The 18,219-nt window shown below is 71.7% G+C and carries 20 protein-coding genes; 13 read left to right on the top strand and 7 right to left on the bottom strand.

Features of this window, described 5'->3' with window-relative positions; genetic code table 11:
• Window positions 1-136 precede the first annotated feature (136 nt).
• The gene (locus P0Y48_09125) at window positions 137-1,306 is read right to left on the bottom strand and encodes an RtcB family protein (GenBank protein WEK12634.1); all 1,170 of its coding nucleotides are present in this window, start codon (window positions 1,304-1,306) and stop codon (window positions 137-139) included.
• A 306-nt stretch (window positions 1,307-1,612) separates the two neighbouring features.
• Here P0Y48_09125 and P0Y48_09120 point away from each other — a divergent pair, with 306 nt between their 5' ends.
• Complete coding sequence (locus P0Y48_09120) at window positions 1,613-2,443, top strand: aldo/keto reductase (protein WEK12633.1); 831 nt, start codon at window positions 1,613-1,615, stop codon at window positions 2,441-2,443.
• Window positions 2,444-2,656: 213 nt separating this feature from the next.
• Window positions 2,657-2,848 carry a hypothetical protein gene (locus P0Y48_09115; GenBank protein WEK12632.1) on the top strand — a complete coding sequence of 64 codons (192 nt, stop codon included), beginning with the start codon at window positions 2,657-2,659 and terminating at the stop codon, window positions 2,846-2,848.
• A 32-nt stretch (window positions 2,849-2,880) separates the two neighbouring features.
• On the opposite strand, the gene P0Y48_09110 is transcribed toward P0Y48_09115, so the two are convergent.
• Together P0Y48_09110 and P0Y48_09105 are read right to left on the bottom strand one after the other, a co-directional pair.
• Window positions 2,881-3,849 carry a DNA-3-methyladenine glycosylase 2 family protein gene (locus tag P0Y48_09110; protein ID WEK12631.1) on the bottom strand — a complete coding sequence of 323 codons (969 nt, stop codon included), beginning with the start codon at window positions 3,847-3,849 and terminating at the stop codon, window positions 2,881-2,883.
• Between the two features lie 62 nt (window positions 3,850-3,911).
• Window positions 3,912-4,619 carry a winged helix-turn-helix domain-containing protein gene (locus P0Y48_09105; GenBank protein WEK12630.1) on the bottom strand — a complete coding sequence of 236 codons (708 nt, stop codon included), beginning with the start codon at window positions 4,617-4,619 and terminating at the stop codon, window positions 3,912-3,914.
• Between the two features lie 394 nt (window positions 4,620-5,013).
• On the opposite strand from P0Y48_09105, the gene P0Y48_09100 reads away from it, so the two are divergent.
• The 4 genes from P0Y48_09100 (at window position 5,014) to P0Y48_09085 (ending at window position 6,530) form a co-directional block, all read left to right on the top strand.
• Complete coding sequence (locus P0Y48_09100; GenBank protein WEK12629.1) at window positions 5,014-5,592, top strand: toxin; 579 nt, start codon at window positions 5,014-5,016, stop codon at window positions 5,590-5,592.
• Window positions 5,589-5,882 carry a GNAT family N-acetyltransferase gene (locus P0Y48_09095; GenBank protein WEK12628.1) on the top strand — a complete coding sequence of 98 codons (294 nt, stop codon included), beginning with the start codon at window positions 5,589-5,591 and terminating at the stop codon, window positions 5,880-5,882. The genes P0Y48_09100 and P0Y48_09095 overlap by 4 nt, the downstream gene beginning before the upstream one ends.
• A gap of 91 nt (window positions 5,883-5,973) precedes the next feature.
• Entirely contained in the window at window positions 5,974-6,252 is a 279-nt protein-coding gene (locus tag P0Y48_09090; protein ID WEK12627.1) for a hypothetical protein, read from the top strand.
• Window positions 6,249-6,530, top strand: coding sequence for a hypothetical protein (locus P0Y48_09085; GenBank protein ID WEK12626.1), 282 nt, complete (start codon window positions 6,249-6,251; stop codon window positions 6,528-6,530). Before P0Y48_09090 ends, P0Y48_09085 begins: the two co-directional genes overlap by 4 nt.
• A gap of 10 nt (window positions 6,531-6,540) precedes the next feature.
• Here P0Y48_09085 and P0Y48_09080 read toward each other — a convergent pair whose 3' ends face one another.
• The gene (locus tag P0Y48_09080; protein WEK12625.1) at window positions 6,541-7,377 is read right to left on the bottom strand and encodes an alpha/beta hydrolase; all 837 of its coding nucleotides are present in this window, start codon (window positions 7,375-7,377) and stop codon (window positions 6,541-6,543) included.
• Between the two features lie 192 nt (window positions 7,378-7,569).
• Between P0Y48_09080 and P0Y48_09075 the strand changes: the two genes are divergently transcribed.
• Genes P0Y48_09075 through P0Y48_09060 form a run of 4 tightly spaced genes read left to right on the top strand, consistent with a single transcriptional unit; the run spans window position 7,570 to window position 12,337 of the window.
• On the top strand, window positions 7,570-7,776 hold the full coding sequence (locus P0Y48_09075; protein WEK12624.1) for a hypothetical protein: 207 nt from the start codon (window positions 7,570-7,572) through the stop codon (window positions 7,774-7,776).
• 58 nt (window positions 7,777-7,834) lie between these two features.
• On the top strand, window positions 7,835-8,149 hold the full coding sequence (locus tag P0Y48_09070; protein WEK12623.1) for a DUF2277 domain-containing protein: 315 nt from the start codon (window positions 7,835-7,837) through the stop codon (window positions 8,147-8,149).
• 55 nt (window positions 8,150-8,204) lie between these two features.
• The gene (locus P0Y48_09065) at window positions 8,205-9,359 is read left to right on the top strand and encodes an exonuclease SbcCD subunit D (protein WEK12622.1); all 1,155 of its coding nucleotides are present in this window, start codon (window positions 8,205-8,207) and stop codon (window positions 9,357-9,359) included.
• Entirely contained in the window at window positions 9,356-12,337 is a 2,982-nt protein-coding gene (locus P0Y48_09060; GenBank protein ID WEK12621.1) for an SMC family ATPase, read from the top strand. Before P0Y48_09065 ends, P0Y48_09060 begins: the two co-directional genes overlap by 4 nt.
• Before the next feature lie 65 nt (window positions 12,338-12,402).
• Here the strand turns inward: P0Y48_09060 and P0Y48_09055 are convergent, their stop codons facing one another.
• Both P0Y48_09055 and P0Y48_09050 read right to left on the bottom strand, forming a co-directional pair.
• Window positions 12,403-13,062 carry a response regulator transcription factor gene (locus P0Y48_09055; protein ID WEK12620.1) on the bottom strand — a complete coding sequence of 220 codons (660 nt, stop codon included), beginning with the start codon at window positions 13,060-13,062 and terminating at the stop codon, window positions 12,403-12,405.
• Window positions 13,062-14,573: a HAMP domain-containing sensor histidine kinase gene (locus P0Y48_09050; GenBank protein ID WEK12619.1), complete on the bottom strand. Its 1,512-nt coding sequence runs from the start codon at window positions 14,571-14,573 to the stop codon at window positions 13,062-13,064. Before P0Y48_09050 ends, P0Y48_09055 begins: the two co-directional genes overlap by 1 nt.
• Window positions 14,574-14,663: 90 nt before the next feature.
• Here P0Y48_09050 and P0Y48_09045 point away from each other — a divergent pair, with 90 nt between their 5' ends.
• Both P0Y48_09045 and P0Y48_09040 read left to right on the top strand, forming a co-directional pair.
• Entirely contained in the window at window positions 14,664-15,881 is a 1,218-nt protein-coding gene (locus tag P0Y48_09045) for an aminoglycoside phosphotransferase family protein (protein WEK12618.1), read from the top strand.
• 83 nt (window positions 15,882-15,964) lie between these two features.
• Window positions 15,965-16,393 carry a hypothetical protein gene (locus P0Y48_09040; GenBank protein WEK12617.1) on the top strand — a complete coding sequence of 143 codons (429 nt, stop codon included), beginning with the start codon at window positions 15,965-15,967 and terminating at the stop codon, window positions 16,391-16,393.
• 90 nt (window positions 16,394-16,483) lie between these two features.
• On the opposite strand, the gene P0Y48_09035 is transcribed toward P0Y48_09040, so the two are convergent.
• The gene (locus tag P0Y48_09035; GenBank protein ID WEK12616.1) at window positions 16,484-17,413 is read right to left on the bottom strand and encodes a hypothetical protein; all 930 of its coding nucleotides are present in this window, start codon (window positions 17,411-17,413) and stop codon (window positions 16,484-16,486) included.
• A 202-nt stretch (window positions 17,414-17,615) separates the two neighbouring features.
• Here P0Y48_09035 and P0Y48_09030 point away from each other — a divergent pair, with 202 nt between their 5' ends.
• Window positions 17,616-18,203, top strand: a complete 588-nt coding sequence (locus P0Y48_09030) for a hypothetical protein (GenBank protein ID WEK12615.1) — start codon at window positions 17,616-17,618, stop codon at window positions 18,201-18,203.
• Window positions 18,204-18,219: the final 16 nt, after the last annotated feature.

The following is an 18,219-nucleotide window of genomic DNA, read 5'->3' as shown; positions in this document are numbered from 1 at the left end:
CGCCGAGGTGACCGGACAACGCTCTTCGGGATAACCCGAACAGGCCATGTCCCACTTTCGGTCGGTCTTCGCACGGCGAAGCGACCGAAAGTGGGACATGGGTGCCAGGGGCCCGGCGGTCAGCAGGGCCGGAGCCTCAGTCGCCCTTCACGTTCACGAGCTGCCGCAGCGTGTGCCGCACCTCTACGAGGTCGGCCGCGTCGGCCATCACCCGGTCGATCGGCTTGTAGGCCGCCGGGATCTCGTCGATGAACGCGTCGGTGTCTCGGAACTCGATCCCCACCATCGCCTCCCGCAGCTGCTCGTGCGTGAACGTCCGCCGAGCGGCCGTCCGCGAGAACTCCCGCCCCGCGCCGTGCGGCGAGGAGTGGAGCGACAGCGGGTTGCCGAGGCCGGACACGACATAGGATGCCGTGCCCATCGACCCCGGGATGAGGCCGGGCCTGCCGGCATCCGCCTGGATCGCGCCCTTCCGCGACACCCACACCTGCTTCCCGAAGTGCTTCTCGCTCTCCGTGAAGTTGTGGTGGCAGTTGATCCGCTCGAGTTCCTGCACGTCCTCGCCCATCGTCTCCGACAGCTGCCGTGCGACCCGATCCATCATCTCCTCACGGTTGAGGAGAGCGAAGTGCTGGGCCCACCGCAGTTCCGCGATGTAGCGCCGGAACTCCTCCGTGCCCTCGACGAGGTAGGCCAGGTCGGGGTCGGGCAGGTCGATCCACCACTGCTTCGCGAGCCGCTGAGCGACGGCGATGTGGTGCGTGGCGATCTTGTTGCCGACCCCTCGCGAACCCGAGTGGAGGAACATCCACACGGCATCCGTCTCGTCGACGGACACTTCGATGAAGTGGTTGCCCGACCCGAGCGAACCGAGCTGGTTGCGCCAGTGCCCGGCGTAGCGGGCGGGGTCGAACCCCTTCTTCTCGGCGAGCTCCTCCAGCTCGGCGATCCGCGGCTCGGCGGTCGCGACGACCTTGCGGTTGTCGCGACCCGCCGACAGCGGGATGGCGCGCTCGATCTGCTCCCGCAGAGCCGAGAGGTCGCGAGCGAGGAGCTGCGCCTTCGTGAACTGCGTGCGGACGGCGATCATGCCGCACCCGATGTCGACACCGACGGCTGCGGGCATGATGGCACCGAGGGTCGGGATGACCGACCCTACGGTGGCCCCCTTGCCGAGGTGCGCGTCGGGCATGAGCGCCAGGTGCGGGTAGATGAACGGCATGCGCGACGAGGTGCGGGCCTGTTCGACGGTCTTCTCGTCGATGAGGCTCGCCCACGACAGCAGCCTGTTCGTGAGCTTCTCCATGGTTCCTTTCCTTCGTGGAGAGTCCGAGGGAGACCACGTGCGGAGAGGACACACGGAAAACGCCCCGGACCTGTGCGGTGCGGGGCGTGTGACGGTAACGGTGTCAGACGGCGCGCGCCGGAGGGTACGACTCGTAGCGGAAGCTGGGCTGTGCCAGATTCCGGTGCAAGAGATCACGCGAATGCGCGGCCATGTCGTCCTCCGATGGGATGCCGCGCCGGTCGGCGCAGCCTTGACACGTTAGCGGGGGCGCGATGTCGCGTCAAGCGAGCGTGGCGGCGACGCGACGGGCGTAGCGTGGCAGACATGGTCACGATCCCCACCCTCGCGCTCAACGACGGCACCGACTTCCCCGAGCTCGGCCTCGGCACCTACAACCTCCGCGGCGAGGAGGGTGTGGATGCCATGGTCGCCGCGATCGAGAACGGCTACCGGCTCCTCGACTCGGCGGTCAACTACGAGAACGAGGCGGAGGTGGGCGACGCGGTGCGACGCTCCGGCATCCGCGATCAGCTGATCGTCACGACGAAGGTGCCCGGCCGCGACCACGGCTTCGACGAGACCGTGCGCAGTGCGCGCGGCTCGCTGGAGAGGCTTGGACTCGAGCGGATCGATCTGTACTTGATCCACTGGCCGAACCCGCGCGTGGACAAGTACGTCGACACCTACCGCGCCATGGTCGCGCTGCGCGACGAGGGTCTCGTGGGGTCGGTCGGGGTGTCCAACTTCACGGAGAAGATGCTGACGCGGCTCATCGACGAAACGGGCGTCGTGCCCGCCGTGAACCAGGTGGAGCTGCACCCGTATTTCCCCCAGACCGCGCTGCGAGCCTTCCACGATGCTCACGGCATCCGTACCGAGAGCTGGAGCCCGCTCGCGCGCCGCAGCGAGTTGCTGACGGAGCAGACCGTCACCGACGTCGCCGCCGCCCACGGCGTCACCCCGACGCAGGCCGTGCTCCGCTGGCACACGCAACTGGGTTCGACGCCCATCCCGAAGTCGGCCGACCCCGCTCGGCAGATCGAGAACGCCGACGTCTTCGGCTTCACCCTCAGCGACGCGGAGATCGCTGCGCTCAGCGGGCTCGAGCGCGGTCGTCTCTGGGACGGCGACCCCGACACGCACGAAGAGATGTAGCCGCGCCACGCGCGGTTCTCACGGGGATGGCGCCACTTCGCTGTCATGGTGCCGCAAATCGCCGGCGCCACGGCGGGAGAGTGGCGCCCTGGCGCCCGGGGCACGTCGGGCACTACCCGGCGGGCGGTCGCGGGTCAAGGGGCGTGGCATTCGGGTGTCGCACGCGTAGCGTGACGCACCACGTCGTCGGACGGCGACGGGAAAGGTCCTCTCATGACGAGCAACCCCACCGGCGACGTGCCGGCCGACTCCGATCTCGACAGCGACGACACCGACGTCAGCGAGAAGGCGGGTGGGCTCGGCGAAGACGGCACCATCCCGCCCGATCCCGACGGTGTCGCCGCGGGGCACACGGGCGAGGCGTCGACCTTCGAACCCGAAGAGGACGAGGGCGCTCCCGCCTGATCCACCCGCCCGCTCCTCATCGGCGACGAGGCTCAGCGGTCGCGGTGGTCTTCGGGGGCGAGGCGCGGTCCACGGCGCGGCTCCCGCACGCCGCTGAGTCCGATCAGACGGATGACGCGCTGGCGCTGCCCTCGCCACGGCTCCAAAAGCTCCAGCATGCCGTCGTCGTCGACGCGGTGCCCCGTGAGCGCATAGCCCACCTCGTGAGCGACGTGATAGTCGCCGACGCTGACGGCATCCGGGTCTCCGTACGCGCGAATACGCGTCTCGGCGCTCGTCCACAGGCCGACGCCGCGCAGGCTCGTCAGTACGCGGTCGCGCGCGTCACCGGATGCCGCGGCGTCGGCCGCGCGTTCCACCGACTCCCGTCTGGTCGCGGCGGCGACGAGCGTGCGTGACTGCGGAGGCTCCAGGCCGGCGCGATGCCACGCCCAGCTGGGGATGCTGTGCCAGTGTGCGGGCGGGGCGAACATCGGTCGCGGCGTAGGCCCGGGGGCGCGCTCGCCGTAGCGAGTGAGGATCGCGCGCCACGCGCCGAATGCCTGCAGTCCCGTCACCTTCTGTTCGAACACGGCGCTCGCGAGCGCGTCGAAGACGAGGTCGGTGCGTCCGAGGCGCAAGCCGGGATGACGATGATGAGTCGCGGCGATGAGCGGATGCCGTGAGGCGTCGAAGTCGCCGGGGCCATCGTCGGCGCCGCACAGCCGGGGGAGCTGGGTGATGGCCCACTCGGCGCCGGCCCCCCACGCCGCCGCACGGATGCCGTGGCGTTCCGCCCGCACGGCGATCGTCGCGATGCCCGCGGGCGTGCGGCTGGCGCGCCAGATGACCGTTCCCGCCGTCAGCTGCGCGGGGTCGTGCGCGCCCCGCTGCTGGAACGCGATCGCCCGCTGCGTTTCGATCGGCGTCGACGGGCGGTAGACGGTCTCGACGGGCGGCCCCGCAACGGGGACGACATCGCGCGGTGGCCGCGGCATCCGTCCTCGCGCGAGCGTCGTCATGCCGTCACCCTACGTGACCACCACCGACATCGGACCCGCGGCAGCGAGCCCGACGGTGCGGGTCAGAAGCGGTCGGGCGAGGGCGTGCCGTGACCGTAGCGGATGACGACGTCGGCGTGACGGTCGAACCGGTAGCCGATGCCGCGCACCGTGCGCACGATGTCCTCGTACCGGCCGAGCTTCGACCGCAGGCGGCGCACGTGGACGTCGATCGTCCGCTCGCCGGGAGCGTCTTCGCCGTCGGAGTGGCTCCACAGCGAACCGACCAGCTCCGTCCGCTCGATCGTGCGACCCTCGCGCAGCACGAGGTACTGCAGCAGCTCGAACTCCTTGAACGTCAGCGCGGCCGCTTCGCCGTCGATGTGCACACGGCGACGGGAGATGTCGATCGTGACGCCGCCGGGAACGTGGTCGTCTTCCGGCTGGTCCTGCTTGGTGCGGGCGACGGCGCTCGGCTCGTGGAGCGCGAGGCGCACGACGTCGACGTCGCGACCGCCGGCGCCGACGGGAGCGAGGGCGACGGTCGCATAGGTCTCGGCGTGGGGTGCGAGCTCGCCCAGGGTGCGGCGCAGCGCCTCGACGAGCGTCGACAGCGAGACGCCGTCGGCGGCGGCGCGTGCCTCGTCGATGCCGACGTAGAGCGCGAAACCGCGGGGAGCGGTGCCGGCGGGAAGGGGCCGGGATGCCGGCGCCGGCGCCGGCGCGATGTCTTCGACGGCGTGGAGGTGGCGGGCGGTGGACGGACGGGTGAGAAGAGCGGTGTTCGACATGGTTGATGTCCTTCAGGTGAAACCCGGGGCGAAGGGCCCGGAGCGGGTTCGGCGTGCGGCGATTCGGCCGGAGCGGCCGGTGTGCGAGCGGACGGGACCGCGTCGTGGGCGGTCATCCGATGCTCGTGGGGTGAGGCCGCGCCCTGGAGAGAGGGCTGAGGCGGTCACACCCGGCGGGGTCACCGTGTCGGTGACGGCATCGCAGGAATCAACACATTCGGCAACACATGGCAACGCGCGGCATCATGATGCCGGCAGATCCGTTCGCCTCCCGGGCGGACAGAATGCGTGCGTTGTCAGTCATGGGGTTGATTATGACGAAACGTGTCCGGATGTGTCAAACCGCCCGCCGCATGCGCCTTCTCTATGACGCAATGTGACAGATTGCTCAATCATGACCCGGTCACACCCTCGACGGCTTCGCATCGTGGGAACATCCGGCTCCGGCAAGTCCCGTCTCGCACGCCAGGTGGCCGCCGCTCGCGGACTGCCCCATCTCGAACTCGACGCCGTGTTCTGGGCGGAAGGGTGGGAGTACCGCGATCTCGCCGAGGCGCACGCTCTCGTCCGCGCTTTCGTCGAGGCCCATCCCGACGGGTGGGTCGTCGAAGGGAACTGGACGTCGCGGCTGGGAGGACTGCTCGACCCCGGCACCCCTGACGCGGCCGACGCGTATGTCTGGCTCGACCACCCGCGCCGCGTCGTCATGCGGCGGGTGATCGGGCGCACGGTGCGGCGCGGGGTGATGCGCGAAGAGCTGTGGCACGGCAATCGCGAGCGGCCGTCGAGCTGGTTCCGGTGGCGCCCCGAGGAGAACATCGTGCGCTGGGCGTGGACGGATCATCCGGTGATGCGCGCGCGCATGATCGAGCGCATCGACGCGGGCTGGCCGGTGATCCGGTTGCGCGGGCAGAAGGAGGTGGACGCGTGGCTCGCCTCGCAATCGCCGGACGGGCGTAGCGTGGAGGGATGACCGATTTCCGCTTCGCGAACGAGCCGGACGCGTCGCGCTATACCCTCCACCGCGGCGACGACCTCGTGAGCGTGATCGACTACCGCGATGACGGGCGCACGCTCGCGATGACCCGGGTGTACACGGTGCCGACCTTCCGGGGGAAGGGCTTCGCGGCCGAAGTCGTCGACAGAGCCGTCGCCGACTTGGAGCGCCGCGGCGACCGTGTCGTGCAGCCCGTCTGCTGGTACGCGGCCGACTGGTTCGAGGCGCACCCCGAGCGCACCGGCATCCTGGCCCGCCGCGACTGAGTACCGTTCGCGCCGCACGTCGTCAATCCCCTCGACCTCCGGGGCCGTAGCCGGGAGGGTGGACTCGCCCCAGAGTCTCCGAGGAGGAGCCATGACGCGAGACATCCCCGACGACATCGTCGATGCCGAACCCGCCGGCGGCTGGACCAGCGGTGAGACCGCCGACAGCGTGACCGCGGAGTCGTCCGCGGCCGCCGCGCGCGAGATCCAGGAAGAGGGGCCCGACGTGGAGACCCCGAGCGACAGCCCTGCGCCCGATGGTGCCGCCGTCGACGCGACGGAGCGCGCATCCGATCCCTTCGTGGAGAGCGCGGAGATCCAGCAGGGGCTCGATCCCGATCTCGTCACCGACGAGCAGGCCGACCGATGAGCCACGGCGCGAACGAGTTCGAGCAGCCCGGCGCCAACTATCCGGACTCGGCACAGGCGGCCCCCGCTCCGACGGGGACCCAGGATGCGCCGGCGCTCGACCAGAACCTCCCCACCGAGATGGAACGCCTCGACGGAGTGGTCCAGCAGGTGCGCGCCGATGTCGGTGGCGAGGACGTCGCGATCGTCGAGAAGTCACTGCGTCGGCGGCTCGCCGACACCGGGATCGTCGTCGCCGACGACGAGGTGTCCGCACTCGCACGCGACATCGCGGGCTGAGGCGGATCGCCTACTCCGGGCGACCGGACGTCGTAGCGAGGAAGTGCCGGATCGCCTCGGCAGCGGGCGCGGCATCCCGGATCAGGGTCTCGTGCCCGTGGCCGGGGATCTCGACCGCGCGCGCGTCGGGCAGCCCGGCGACGACCTCGGCGCACCACCCCCGCGGTGAGACCCGGTCACCCTCGCCGCGGATCACGAGCGTCGGTGCCGACACCCGCGGGTACGCGCGCTCGGGACGGTGGGTGAGCATCGCCGTCATCTTCCGGCGCAGGTGCGGCCCGGCCCGCAGATACTCTCGGGCGCCGAGGAGGAGCACCTTCGGGCTCTCGTCGAGCAGGTCGATCCCGAGGCGGATCAGCTGCGTGAGCGCCCGGCGGTGGTGCCGGTCGACGGTCGGGGCGACGAGAATGAGGCGGTCAACCATTTCGGGATGACGCGCGGCCACTTCGGTCGCCACCTGCGTGCCCATCGAGTGGCCCAGGAGAACGACGGGACCGCGGTCGATCTTGCGCAGGTAGGCGGCGATAAGGTCGGCGTTGCGTTCGATCGTGGGGGTGCGCGGCGGCTCGGGTGCGTCGCCGTAGCCGGGGAGGTCGACGGCGATGACCCGTGCCGAGCCCACGAGCCGGAGCGCGAGGTCGGCGAACACCTTCCGGCCCATCCCGATCCCGTGGACGAGCACGAACGTCGTCTCGGACTGTTCGGGACCGCCGGCCTCGGCGACGAGCGTCATTCCGGATGCCGTGAAGCGCTCGATGTCGCCGTCGTCGGTGGGGACGCCCGTCAGCTCGTCGATCGCGTCGTCGACGGCATCCGCGGCGCGCTCGAGCGGATCGGGGTCGGCCATCCTTCGAGCGTATCCGGCCCCGGGCGGGGGCTTCCACCGACGGGGCACCGGCGATCCGGGCGGCAATCGTGAAGACCGGTTCCGCGCCAGGATGCGGTGGAGCGGGCGTTTCGGGGGCCTCGGTCGCTTTCTGCCGTTCGGATCTGTTTACGGTGGTCGCTCGCGTGATGCCATCTCATGAAGGAGCGGACAATGCCGGAAACACGACGTCGCCCTGTCGCGGATATCGCGGCATTCACGGCGCTGGCCGTGGTGGCCCTCGCCACGAACCTCAGTCTCTCGCTGTGGACGGATGTCGTTCCGCTGATGCGATGGCTCGTCACTGTCGCAGCCGGCATCGTCGCAGCAGCCACGACGTACGCGATCGTGTCGCGTCGGCGCCGCTCCGCGGACTCGTGACGGCAGCTCTCCTGCGGGCGGGTTCCGCTCCAGCGGGGGTCGGCGTACCGTAGCGGCCATGTGTCGCAACATCATTCCGCTCCACAACTTCGAACCGGCCGCGACCGATGACGAGTGCCACGACGCCGCCCTCCAGTTCGTGAGGAAGATCACCGGCACGACGAAGCCGTCGAAGGTGAACCAGGAGGTGTTCGACCGCGCCGTCGCGGAGATCGCGTACGCGACGCGTCACCTGCTCGACGATCTCGTCACCACCGCGCCGCCGAAGAACCGCGCCGAGGAGGCGAGCAAGCGCCAAGCCCGTTCCGCTGACCGGTACGAGGCGCTGCGCGCGTTCCAGGAGCAGAAGAAGGCGGCCCGCGCCGCGTCGTGAGCGGCGCGCGGCGGGCCTCGCGGCCGATGTCGGGGGCCGCTCGTACCGTGGGGGCATGCGCATCCTGCACACCTCCGACTGGCACATCGGGCGGACCTTCCACGGTCACTCCACGCTCGATGCGCTGCGCGGTGTGCTCGACGCGCTGATCGCCCAGGTGCGCGAGCACGACGTCGATGTCGTCCTCGTCGCGGGTGACGTCTTCGACTCCGCCGCGCCGGCCGCCGACTGCTACACGCTGCTCTCCGACACGCTGCGCGGCCTCCGCGACGCGGGGGCGCACGTCGTCGTCACGAGCGGCAACCACGACTCGGCGGCGCGGCTCGGATTCCAGGCGGCGCTGCTGCGCGACGGCATCCACGTCCTCACCGACCCGCTCGCCGTCGGCACGCCCGTCACGATCGCCGACGAGCACGGTCCCGTGCACATCTACGGCATCCCCTTCTTGGAGCCCGCGCTGCTGCGGCACGTGTGGCCGGGCATCCGCACCCAGGAGGCGGCGCTCACCCACGCGATGGATCTGGTGCGGGCCGATCTCGCCGCTCACGGTGCCGGGGCGCGATCGGTCGCCGTGGCGCACTGCTTCGCGGCGGGTGTCGAGCCGACGCCGCTGCTCGAACGCGACATCCAGCAGGGCGGACTCGACGTCGTTCCGATCGCCGCGTTCGACGGTGTCGACTACGCCGCGCTCGGGCACATCCACGGGCGTCAGCAGCTCGCCTCGCACATCCGCTACGCGGGCGCACCGCTGCACTACAGCTTCGGCGAGGGCGACAAGCCGCGCGGATCGTGGCTCGTCGACCTGGATGCCGACGGCCTCGCCGACGTCACGTGGCTGCCCCTTCCGGTGCCGCGTCGCGTCGTCACCCTCACGGCGCCGCTGGAAGAGCTGCTGGCCGACCCCCGCTTCGCCGACGCCGAAGATGCGTGGGTCTGCGCCGAGTACACCGACGACCTGCCGCAGCGCGACCCGCTGCGCCGGCTGCAGGCGCGCTTCGCGCACTGCGCCAAGGTCGTTCACGCACCGGCACGCGTCGGCGCTTCCGACTCGCGCACGTATGCCGAGCGCGTGCGCGCGGCTCGCTCCGACCGTGAACTGGTCGACGCGTTCCTCGTCCACGTCCGCGACGGCGCGGGCGCCACCGATCGCGAACAGGAGCTCATCGACGACGTGCTGGCCGATCGCGTTCGCGTGGAGGCCACCGCGTGAAGCTCCACCGTCTCGACCTGACCGGATTCGGTCCGTTCCGCGAGCATCAGCGGGTCGATTTCGATGCCTTCGACGGCGACGGCGTCTTCCTCATCTCGGGGCGCACGGGAGCGGGAAAGTCCTGCATTCTCGACGGGGTGAGCTTCGCGCTCTACGGCACCGTCCCACGTTACGAGGGCGGTGAGCGGCGCCTTCGTTCAGATCACAGCTTCCTCGGCGATCCCACGGAAGTCCGCCTGGAGTTCACGGCCGGCGAGCGGCGCCTCCGCGTCACCCGCGCGCCCGAGTACGACCGTCCCGCCAAGCGGGGCGGCGGCCTCACGACGGAACCGCAGCGGGCCGAGCTCGAAGAGCTCGTCGGCGACACGTGGATCGGTCGCGCGGCCAAGCCGCGCGAGGTGGCGCTGCTGCTCGACGAGATCCTGGGGCTCAACGCACAGCAGTTCCAGCAGGTGATCCTCCTCGCCCAGAACCGGTTCTCGCGCTTTCTCCTCGCGACGGCCGCCGAGCGGCAGACGCTGCTGCGCACGCTGTTCGGCTCCCGTCGATTCGAGAAGTACCGCGACGACCTCGAGCAGCGCCGGAAGGACGCGCAGCGTTCGCTCGACACCGCCGGTGAACACGCGCGCACCCTCCTCGACCTCGCCGAGAGGCTCATCGACCAGCAGGGTTTGCGGGGCGAGGGAGAGGCGGCGGGCGACCTGGCCGCCCGCCGTGCCGCCGTCACCCTCGCAGGCCAGCGCGCCTCCTACCGCCTCGACACGCGCGCGAGGGAACGCGCAGCCGCCGAGGAGGCGGCCGCGCTCGCCGAGCGTGCGCTCGCCGACGCGACCGCCCAGGCCGAGCGCCTGACACAGCTGGCCGCGGCGCGTGCGGAGCTCGCCGAGCGCGAAGCCGACGCACCGCGCATCGCGGAGGACAAGGAACGTCTCACCCACGCCCGCTCCGCCGAGGCGTTGCGCGCACCCATCGACACCGCGGCGCGGGCGCAGCGGGCCCGCGATGAGGCAGTCGAGGCCGAACGCGTTGCGCGCGACGAGTGGGAGACGGGCGGCGGTGCCGCGGGCGACGACCTCCACGCCATCATCGACGCGCTCACGGGAGACCTGGCGCTGTGGGCGGCCGCGGCCGAGCAGGAGGCCGCGCTCCCCGCCGCCGAGGCCAGACTGTCGGCCACCGAGAGCGCCGTCGCGGCCGGTACAGCACAGGTCGCGGAGCTCGACGCCCAACAGGCGCTCCTCCCCGCCGAGCGGGAGAGGATCGATCGGGAGCTCGGCGACGCGCGTCTGCGCGCGGCCCGTGCCGACGACCTCCGCGGGGAGTGCCAGGCGGTCGAGCTCCGGCGCGCTGCGGCCGAACAGGCGGCTGCCCTCGCCCCGGTCGCCTCCCGCGCCGAAGCCGACCATGCGATCGCGAGCGCCGCGTCCGCCGAGGCCGCCACGACGGTCACGGTGCTCCTGCAGCAGCGGCTGCGCGGGCACGCCGCCGAGCTGGCGGCCCGCCTGGTCGACGGGGAGCCGTGCGCCGTCTGCGGCGCCACCGCGCACCCGCACCCCGCCGAAGCAACGGACGCGCCGGTCACCGATGACGACCTGACGGCAGCGGAAGAGGCCCGCGACCGCGCCGCCGAGCACGCGCGCCGCGTCGGCGAAGAAGCTCGGGCAGCCCGCGATGCGCTCACCGAGGCTCTCGCGCGCGCCGGCGGCGACGACCTCGACAGCCTCGACGCCGCCCTCACCGACCTTCGTGGCCGTCTTGCCGCCGCGAAGGCAGCTCAGGATGCCGTGGCGACGCTCGAACGTCAGCGCACCGAGCTCGACGACCTCGCGGCCGCCGCGGTGGCCGAGCGCGACGCCCTCCGTGCCCGCGTCGAGGAGGAAGCGCGCCTCCTCGCCGCGGAGCGGGCCACGCTGCACACCCAGCGCGCGCAGGTCGAGGCAGCCCGGGGAGGTCACGCGTCCGTGGCGGATCGCGTCGCCGAGGCGACCGCCCGTCGCGACCGCGCGCGCACCTGCCTCGCCGCGCAGGAGCAGCTCGCCGAACGCACCCGCGCCGCCGATGCGGCCGTGCGCGACCGCGACGAGCGCGTGGCGGCATCCGCCTTCGCCGATGTCGACGCCGTCACCGCCGCCCTCCTCGGCGCCGCCGAGCAGGATGCCCTCGACGAGCGGATCGTCGCGCACGCGCAGGCACTCGGCGCGGTGCGCGCCCGTCTCCTCGATCTCGAGCTCGCCACCGTCGACGCGACGGAGGTCGACCTTCCGGCCGCGCAGGCCGCGCGCGATCAGGCGGCGTCGGCCTTCACCGCCGCGATCGAGGCGGAGCGCGACGCCCGGGCCGCCGCTCAGCAGCTCGACGATCTCCTGCGCCGGATCGACGACGCCTATGCGGAGGTGGCGGCCGTCGCCGACGACGCCGACGTCGTCACCCGCCTCGCCGACACCGTGGCCGGTCGCGCGCCCAACACGATGAAGATGGACCTCGAGACGTTCGTCCTCGCCGCGGAGCTCGAGGAGATCGTCGCGGCCGCCAACCTGCGTCTCACCGAGATGTCCGCCGGCCGCTACACCCTGCACCACTCCGACGCGAAGGCTTCGCACGGCCGGGCGTCAGGGCTCGGCATCGACGTCCTCGACGCGCACACCGGCCGGTTGCGCTCGCCCCAGTCGCTGTCGGGAGGGGAGACCTTCCTCGCCTCGCTCGCTCTGGCCCTGGGGCTCGCCGAAGTGGTGACGAACCGCGCCGGCGGACTGCGCCTCGACACCCTCTTCGTCGACGAGGGCTTCGGCTCACTCGATCCCGAAACCCTCGACCTCGCCATGCGCACCCTCGACGAGTTGCGCGCCGGCGGCCGCACCGTCGGGGTGATCAGCCACGTCGAGGCCATGAAGGAGCAACTGCCCGCGCAGGTCATCGTCGAGACGACGCCCGAAGGCCCGAGCATCATCCGCCAGGACGTCACCGCGGCCGTCGGCTGACGCGGACCACGTCGGCCTCACGTCGACGAGCGACCGATGCCCGCGCGACCGGCGCCTGAGACGCGTCAGACGAGGCGGTAGCCCGCGCCCCGCACCGTCTCGATCCGGTCGGCGCCGAGCTTCTGCCGCAGGTAGCCCACGTAGACGTCGGCGACGTTCGAACCGGGGTCGAAGTCGTACCCCCACACGCGGCTCAATAACTGCTCGCGGCTGAGCACCTGTCCGGCGTTGCGCACGAACTCCTCCGCCAGCGCGAACTCCCGCGACGACAACTCGACGCGGCGACCGTCGAGTCGGGCTTCGCGGGTGCGCACGTCGAGGCTCAGGTCGCGGTGCGCGAGCGCGGCCACGCTCCCCGTGTCCTCGTCCTTGCGCATCCGCAGCCGGATGCGAGCGAGCAGCTCGTCGAACCGGAACGGCTTGCCGAGATAGTCGTCGGCGCCGCCCTCGAGGCCGGCGACCGTGTCGTGCAGCTCCACCCGCGCCGTGAGGATGATCACCGGCATCCGCGAGCCGCCGCCGCGCAGATGTTCCAGCACGGCGAAGCCGTCCATGCCGGGCAGGTTCACGTCGAGGACCATCAGATCGAACTCGTCGGACTGGGCCAGTTCCAGCGCGGACGGACCCGTCGAGGCGACCCGCGTCGCGAAACCCGCCGACCGCAGCCCCTTCTCGATGAATCCCGAGATCCGCGCCTCGTCCTCCGCGATGAGAATGGATGCCATCACGCACCTCCCGCTGTCGTGACCGGCTCCCGCAGGGGCTGAGGAGGCAACGGCGGCTTCGGCGGCACGGCGGGCTCCTCCCGCGGCGACGCGCCCGCCAAGGGCACCGCGATCACGAAGAGAGCGCCACCCCCGGGAGCGTCCTCGACGCGAGCGGACCCGCCATGCGCACGCGCGATGACCTGGACGATGTTGAGCCCCAGACCGCTGCCGCCATGACGGGCATCGCCGCGGTGGAACCGCTCGAAGACGCTGAGCTTGTCGGCATCCCGCACACCCCGGCCGTGGTCGCGCACCCAGAGTTCCAGGGTGTCGCCGACGACGCGGCTGCCGACGTCGATACGACCGCCGCCGTGGGTGACGGCGTTCTGCGCGAGCTGGAGCATCGCCTGCGTGATACGACCGGGGTCGAGCTGAGCGACGACGTCGGCCACGGCACCCGTCGAGACCGTCGCACCCTCGATGCCCTGCATCTTGCGGACGATCTGGTGCATGAGCTCGCCCGCGTCCAGCCGCGCGGTGGTCACGGGCGACGGGCCGTGGAGGGCGGCTGCGGCACTGAGGTCCTGGACGAGACGGTCCATCCGCTCGAGCTCATCGATGGCCAATGCCTGAGTCTCGCGCACGTCGGCGGGGTCGTCGACATCCATGACCTCCAGGTTGCCGCGCACGATCGTGATGGGGGTCTTCAGCTCGTGACCGACATCGCTCAGCAGTTGCCGCTGGGAGTCGAGGGCGCTGTCGAGCCGGTCCAGCATCGCATTCATCGTGCTGGACAGCTCCGACACGTCGTCACGGCCCTGCACGGGCAGGCGTTCGCTGAGCGACTGCGCCGACACCCGCTCGGCCGTCTCGCGCATGCGCCGGAGGGGCCGGAGCAGGCGCGTCGAGACGATGGTCGCCACGGCGGTGATGACGAGCAGCGCGATCCCCGCGGCGACGAGGTAGGCCTGGGCGGTGCCGTTGATCTCGGCGAGCTCGGCCGAGACGTCGTACGCCATCGCGAAGATCACTTCCTCGGCCTGCGCACCGCCGGCGACCGCGATCGGTGCGGCGAGGTAGCGCCACACCACGCCGTCCTGGGCGTAGGTGCCGATCAATGGATCGGTGCTCGTGACCGCGTCGGCGATGTAGGGCACGAAGCCGGGTGCGCTCGTCAGGTCGACGTCGAGCTCGACCGCCGAGCGCCACACCGCCTTACCGTCGATGATGCCCACAGCGCCCGTGTTGTCGTCGGGGCTCATCCGCTGCACGACGGCCTTCAGGGCCGCGTCGGCTCCTGTCCATTCGCCGGTGTCGTCGGCGCCCTGCGCGACGATGACGCGCGCCGATTCGAGGTTGTCCTGCAGGCGGCCCTCGATGGCCTCCAGCGACAGGGCGCGCTCGACGAGGTAGACCGTCGCGCCCACCGAGATCAAACCGATCGCCGCGACGAGGGTGATGACGGCGACGATGCGGGTGCGCACCGACATCCGGCGGCGTCGGTCGGCGGGCGGAGGCGGGCTGGTCACCCTCCCAGTATCGCGATGCGCCGCACCCGCCCGCGCGACCCTAAGAGATGTCTCATCCCCTTCTTCGCGACGCCGTGCTGAAATCGAAGGATGGATGCCACGGCCGACGCACTCGCCGGCGACGCCCCCGCGGCGCGGGCTGACGATCCGGAAGCGGACCTCCTCGTCGAGGCGCTCGACCTGCCCGAGCCGTCGGTGCGGGCCTTCTCGCGCGAACCGCTGGGGCGGGGGACGGTGGCGGGGTTCGTCCTCGAGCCCGGTGCGGCCTCGGCATCCGGGCTCCCCTCCGACGCCGTCGCCTACGTCGACACGTCGCTGCTGCCGGTCGCACAGGAGACGGGGCTGGCCCTTCCCGGTGTCGGGCGCGTGTGGGTGCACCCCGCCGATCCGCACCTGCCCGCACTCGCTCCCGCCGCGTTCAGCGATGCGATCGCGGTGCTCTTCGCCCGCCTGGGCGTGACGGACGCCGCGCGTCCCGAGATCGTCGGTTACCGCCCCGGACGCCGGGCCGTCCTGCGCGTTGCCACGGCGGAGGGGGCGTTGTGGGTCAAGGTCGTGCGCCCGAGCCGCATCGAGCGCGTGGTCGAGGCGCACACGGTCCTGCGATCCCACGGCCTTCCCGTCCCCGTGGTGCGGGGGTGGTCGCCGACGGGCCTCCTCGTGCTGGAGAGCGCCGCGGGCATCGCTGCCACCGACACGGCCACGCTCGCGTGGAGCCCGGAGCGCCTGCTGGATGCCACGGCGACGCTGCGGGAGGCGATGGCGGCTACCGCGACCGCCTGGCCTGCGCGCACCTCGCTCGCGGAGCGCCTGCCCTGGTACGTCGACAGGCTGCGCGGGGCGCTTCCGGCGGCGGACGCGCGCGTCGCCTCGATCGCCTCGCGGATCGACGACGCGCTGCACAGCGCCCCTCCGGCATCCGTCACGATCCACGGCGACCTTCACCTCGGTCAGCTCTTCCTCGATGCGGAGGGCGCGATCACGGGACTCATCGACGTGGACACGGCAGGGCTCGGCGACCCCGCCGACGACGCGGCGGCGTTCACCGGCCACGCCGTCGCCAGTGCTCTGCTCACCCGGCACCACGGGGGAGACGCCGCGCGCGTGGCCGCGCTCGCCGATGCCGCCCACGAGCGATGGGGGCACGGGCCGCGCGTCGGCGCTCTCACGGGCGTGCACCTGCTCGGGCACGCTCTGGCCGCCGCGTCAGCGGGCGACGACGCTCGCGCCGGGCACCTTCTGACGGCCGCGGAGCGTGCGCTCGCCGACCATAAGAGCCCTCTCATGGCCGACTTCGAGGGGTCTTAGCGGCGATCGGCAAAGTGGATGCCATGCGGTCGTCCGATCGCATCCCCCGCGGACACCACGCACACCCCACCTGGAGGAACCAAATGAAGAAGAAGTGGATCGCCTACGGTGTGACCGGCGCGGTCGGGCTCGGCCTGGTCGCCGGCGGCGCGACCGCCATGGCCTCGGCGATGGACCTGCGCACCACCGACGGCACCGTCGTCCCCGGCGGCGCCATCACCGGCAAGAACGGCTCGGTCCTCGACCGTCCGGTCACCCTGAGCGTCAGCGACACGTCCGTCACGGTCGTGTCCGCCGTCACCCCGACGGTCGTCACCCCGGCCACCGCGCCGACGCCCGCCACGGCGCCGACTCCGGCCACCTCCCCGTCGCCCGTGACCCCGGCTTCGCCCGTGACCCCGGCCTCGCCGGTGACGCCCGCGTCGCCCGTGACGCCCGCGTCGCCGGTCACCCCCGCGTCGCCCGTGACGCCCGCGTCGCCCGTGAGTGTGGCGTCGGCCGCGTCGAACTGATCGCCGCGCCGCGCGACAGCGGCACCTCGAATCAGGCACACGAGAGGCCCCCGGATCGCTCCGGGGGCCTCTTCCGTGCGTGCGGGAGGGTTACTCCTGCAGGTGCGCCTGGGCGGCGTCGTAGATCGCGTCGACGAACCGGGCGGCCGTGTCGTCGTCGAAGCCGCTGTCGCCTCCGGCGATGAGCGACTCGATCATCGCGTCACGGCCCGATTCGCCGAGGAGCAGCATGCTCTTCCCGGCGGCGATGAGCGCATCGTCGGGGAACACCTGGTCGACGACCTCCTGGGATGCCGCGGGGTCGATCTCCTGGAAGACGTCGAGGATCGCGGGGCGCGCCTCGGCGAGGAACGCCGCTTCGTCGTACTCGCCCGCGGGCGTCTCGCCCTCGGTCTCCTCGCCGTCGGTGTCGCCGGGAGCGACGGAGCTGGTCTCGCTGGGCGCCGGGACCTCGCCCGCGCTCGAGGACGACGTGATCGCGGTGAGGGCGATGCTCACGAACAGTGCGACCGCCCACAGGCCGCCGCCGAGCACGGCGACGACGAGCGCGATGATGCTGAAGGGCTTGCCGCCCTGCTTGCGGCTGGCCAGCGCCACGATCGACAGGACGAACGCGACGAGCAGCAGCAGGCCGCCGACGATCACCGAGACGAGTCCGACCCAGGGCACGGGGACGAAGCCGACGCACGACAGGATGACGCCGAGCACCGCGAGACCGAGCGACACCCAGGCGAGCGTCTTGGGGCGCGTGTCGGGGGCGGACGGGCCGGGTGCTGCGGCGTAGGCGGGCTGTGCGTACTCGGGCTGACCGTACGGCGCCTGCGGTGCCGGCGCGTAGGCGGGCGCGGCCGACTGGCCGTCGACGGGAGCCGGCGGCACGGGCGGCGCGGCGGGCTCTGCGGGCGGATACGCCTGCGTGGGCGCGTCAGCGGCAACGTCGGGGTAGGCCTGCGTGGGCGCGTCGGAGGGAGGCGGCGTGGGCTGCGAGGCGTCGCCGGCGGGATCGTTGGGGGTGGACATGGCACTCCTCGTCGTCGGTGGCCGCGCGGTCGACACGGCAGATCTCCCACCCTAGGGGAACGGGTCGACCAGATCGGGGGCGGTGCCTCAGCGGGGTGAGGTCGGAGCCGCAACGCGTACCCGCATTAGTCACGACGAGGAGGGATGCCGTGGCACCTCCTCCTGGGACATGATGAGACCATCGGCCCTGCGAAGGAGTGACATGTCTCTGAACACGGTTCCGTTGGACGCCCCCTCGGGCATCTCGGCGCGTCTCGGCTGGGATCCGGGCACGACGGTTCACGACCGTCGCCGGATCATCGCGAAAGAACTCATCGCCGCCCGGCTCGGCTGCGAGACCACCGACGTGCGGATCGAGCGGGAAGCGCCACGCGGTTTCGGCTACCACACCCGCCTCATCGCGTCGCGCGACGGGCAGGAACTGCCCATCGCCATCATCACCGCCAGCTTTCGTGCCGCGACCGTCGTGGCGATCTGCGACCCCGCACTGCCGGTAGGTATCGACATCCGCGACCTCTCGCCGGAGCCGGCCGACATCAAGCGGATGCAGAAGCACTCCCGCCTCTTCGACGAGAACGACATCCCCGACCTGCTGCGGCACTGGGTGCGCGTACAGGCCGTTCTCGAAGCGGACGGGCGTGGGGTGCGCGTCGCGCCCGAGCATGTGCGACTCGACGCCGGACGTCACAAGGGCTGGATCCCCGACCGCAACATGAAGTACTCACTCGTGGACGCTTCCCGCGACGGCTGGGTGATCACGATCGCCACCGGCATCCTGCCCACGGCTTGACGGCTTGACGGCTTGA

Source organism: Candidatus Microbacterium phytovorans, assembly GCA_029202445.1.
Taxonomy (GTDB): domain Bacteria; phylum Actinomycetota; class Actinomycetes; order Actinomycetales; family Microbacteriaceae; genus Microbacterium; species Microbacterium phytovorans.
This window is presented reverse-complemented; position numbering and strand designations above follow the sequence as displayed.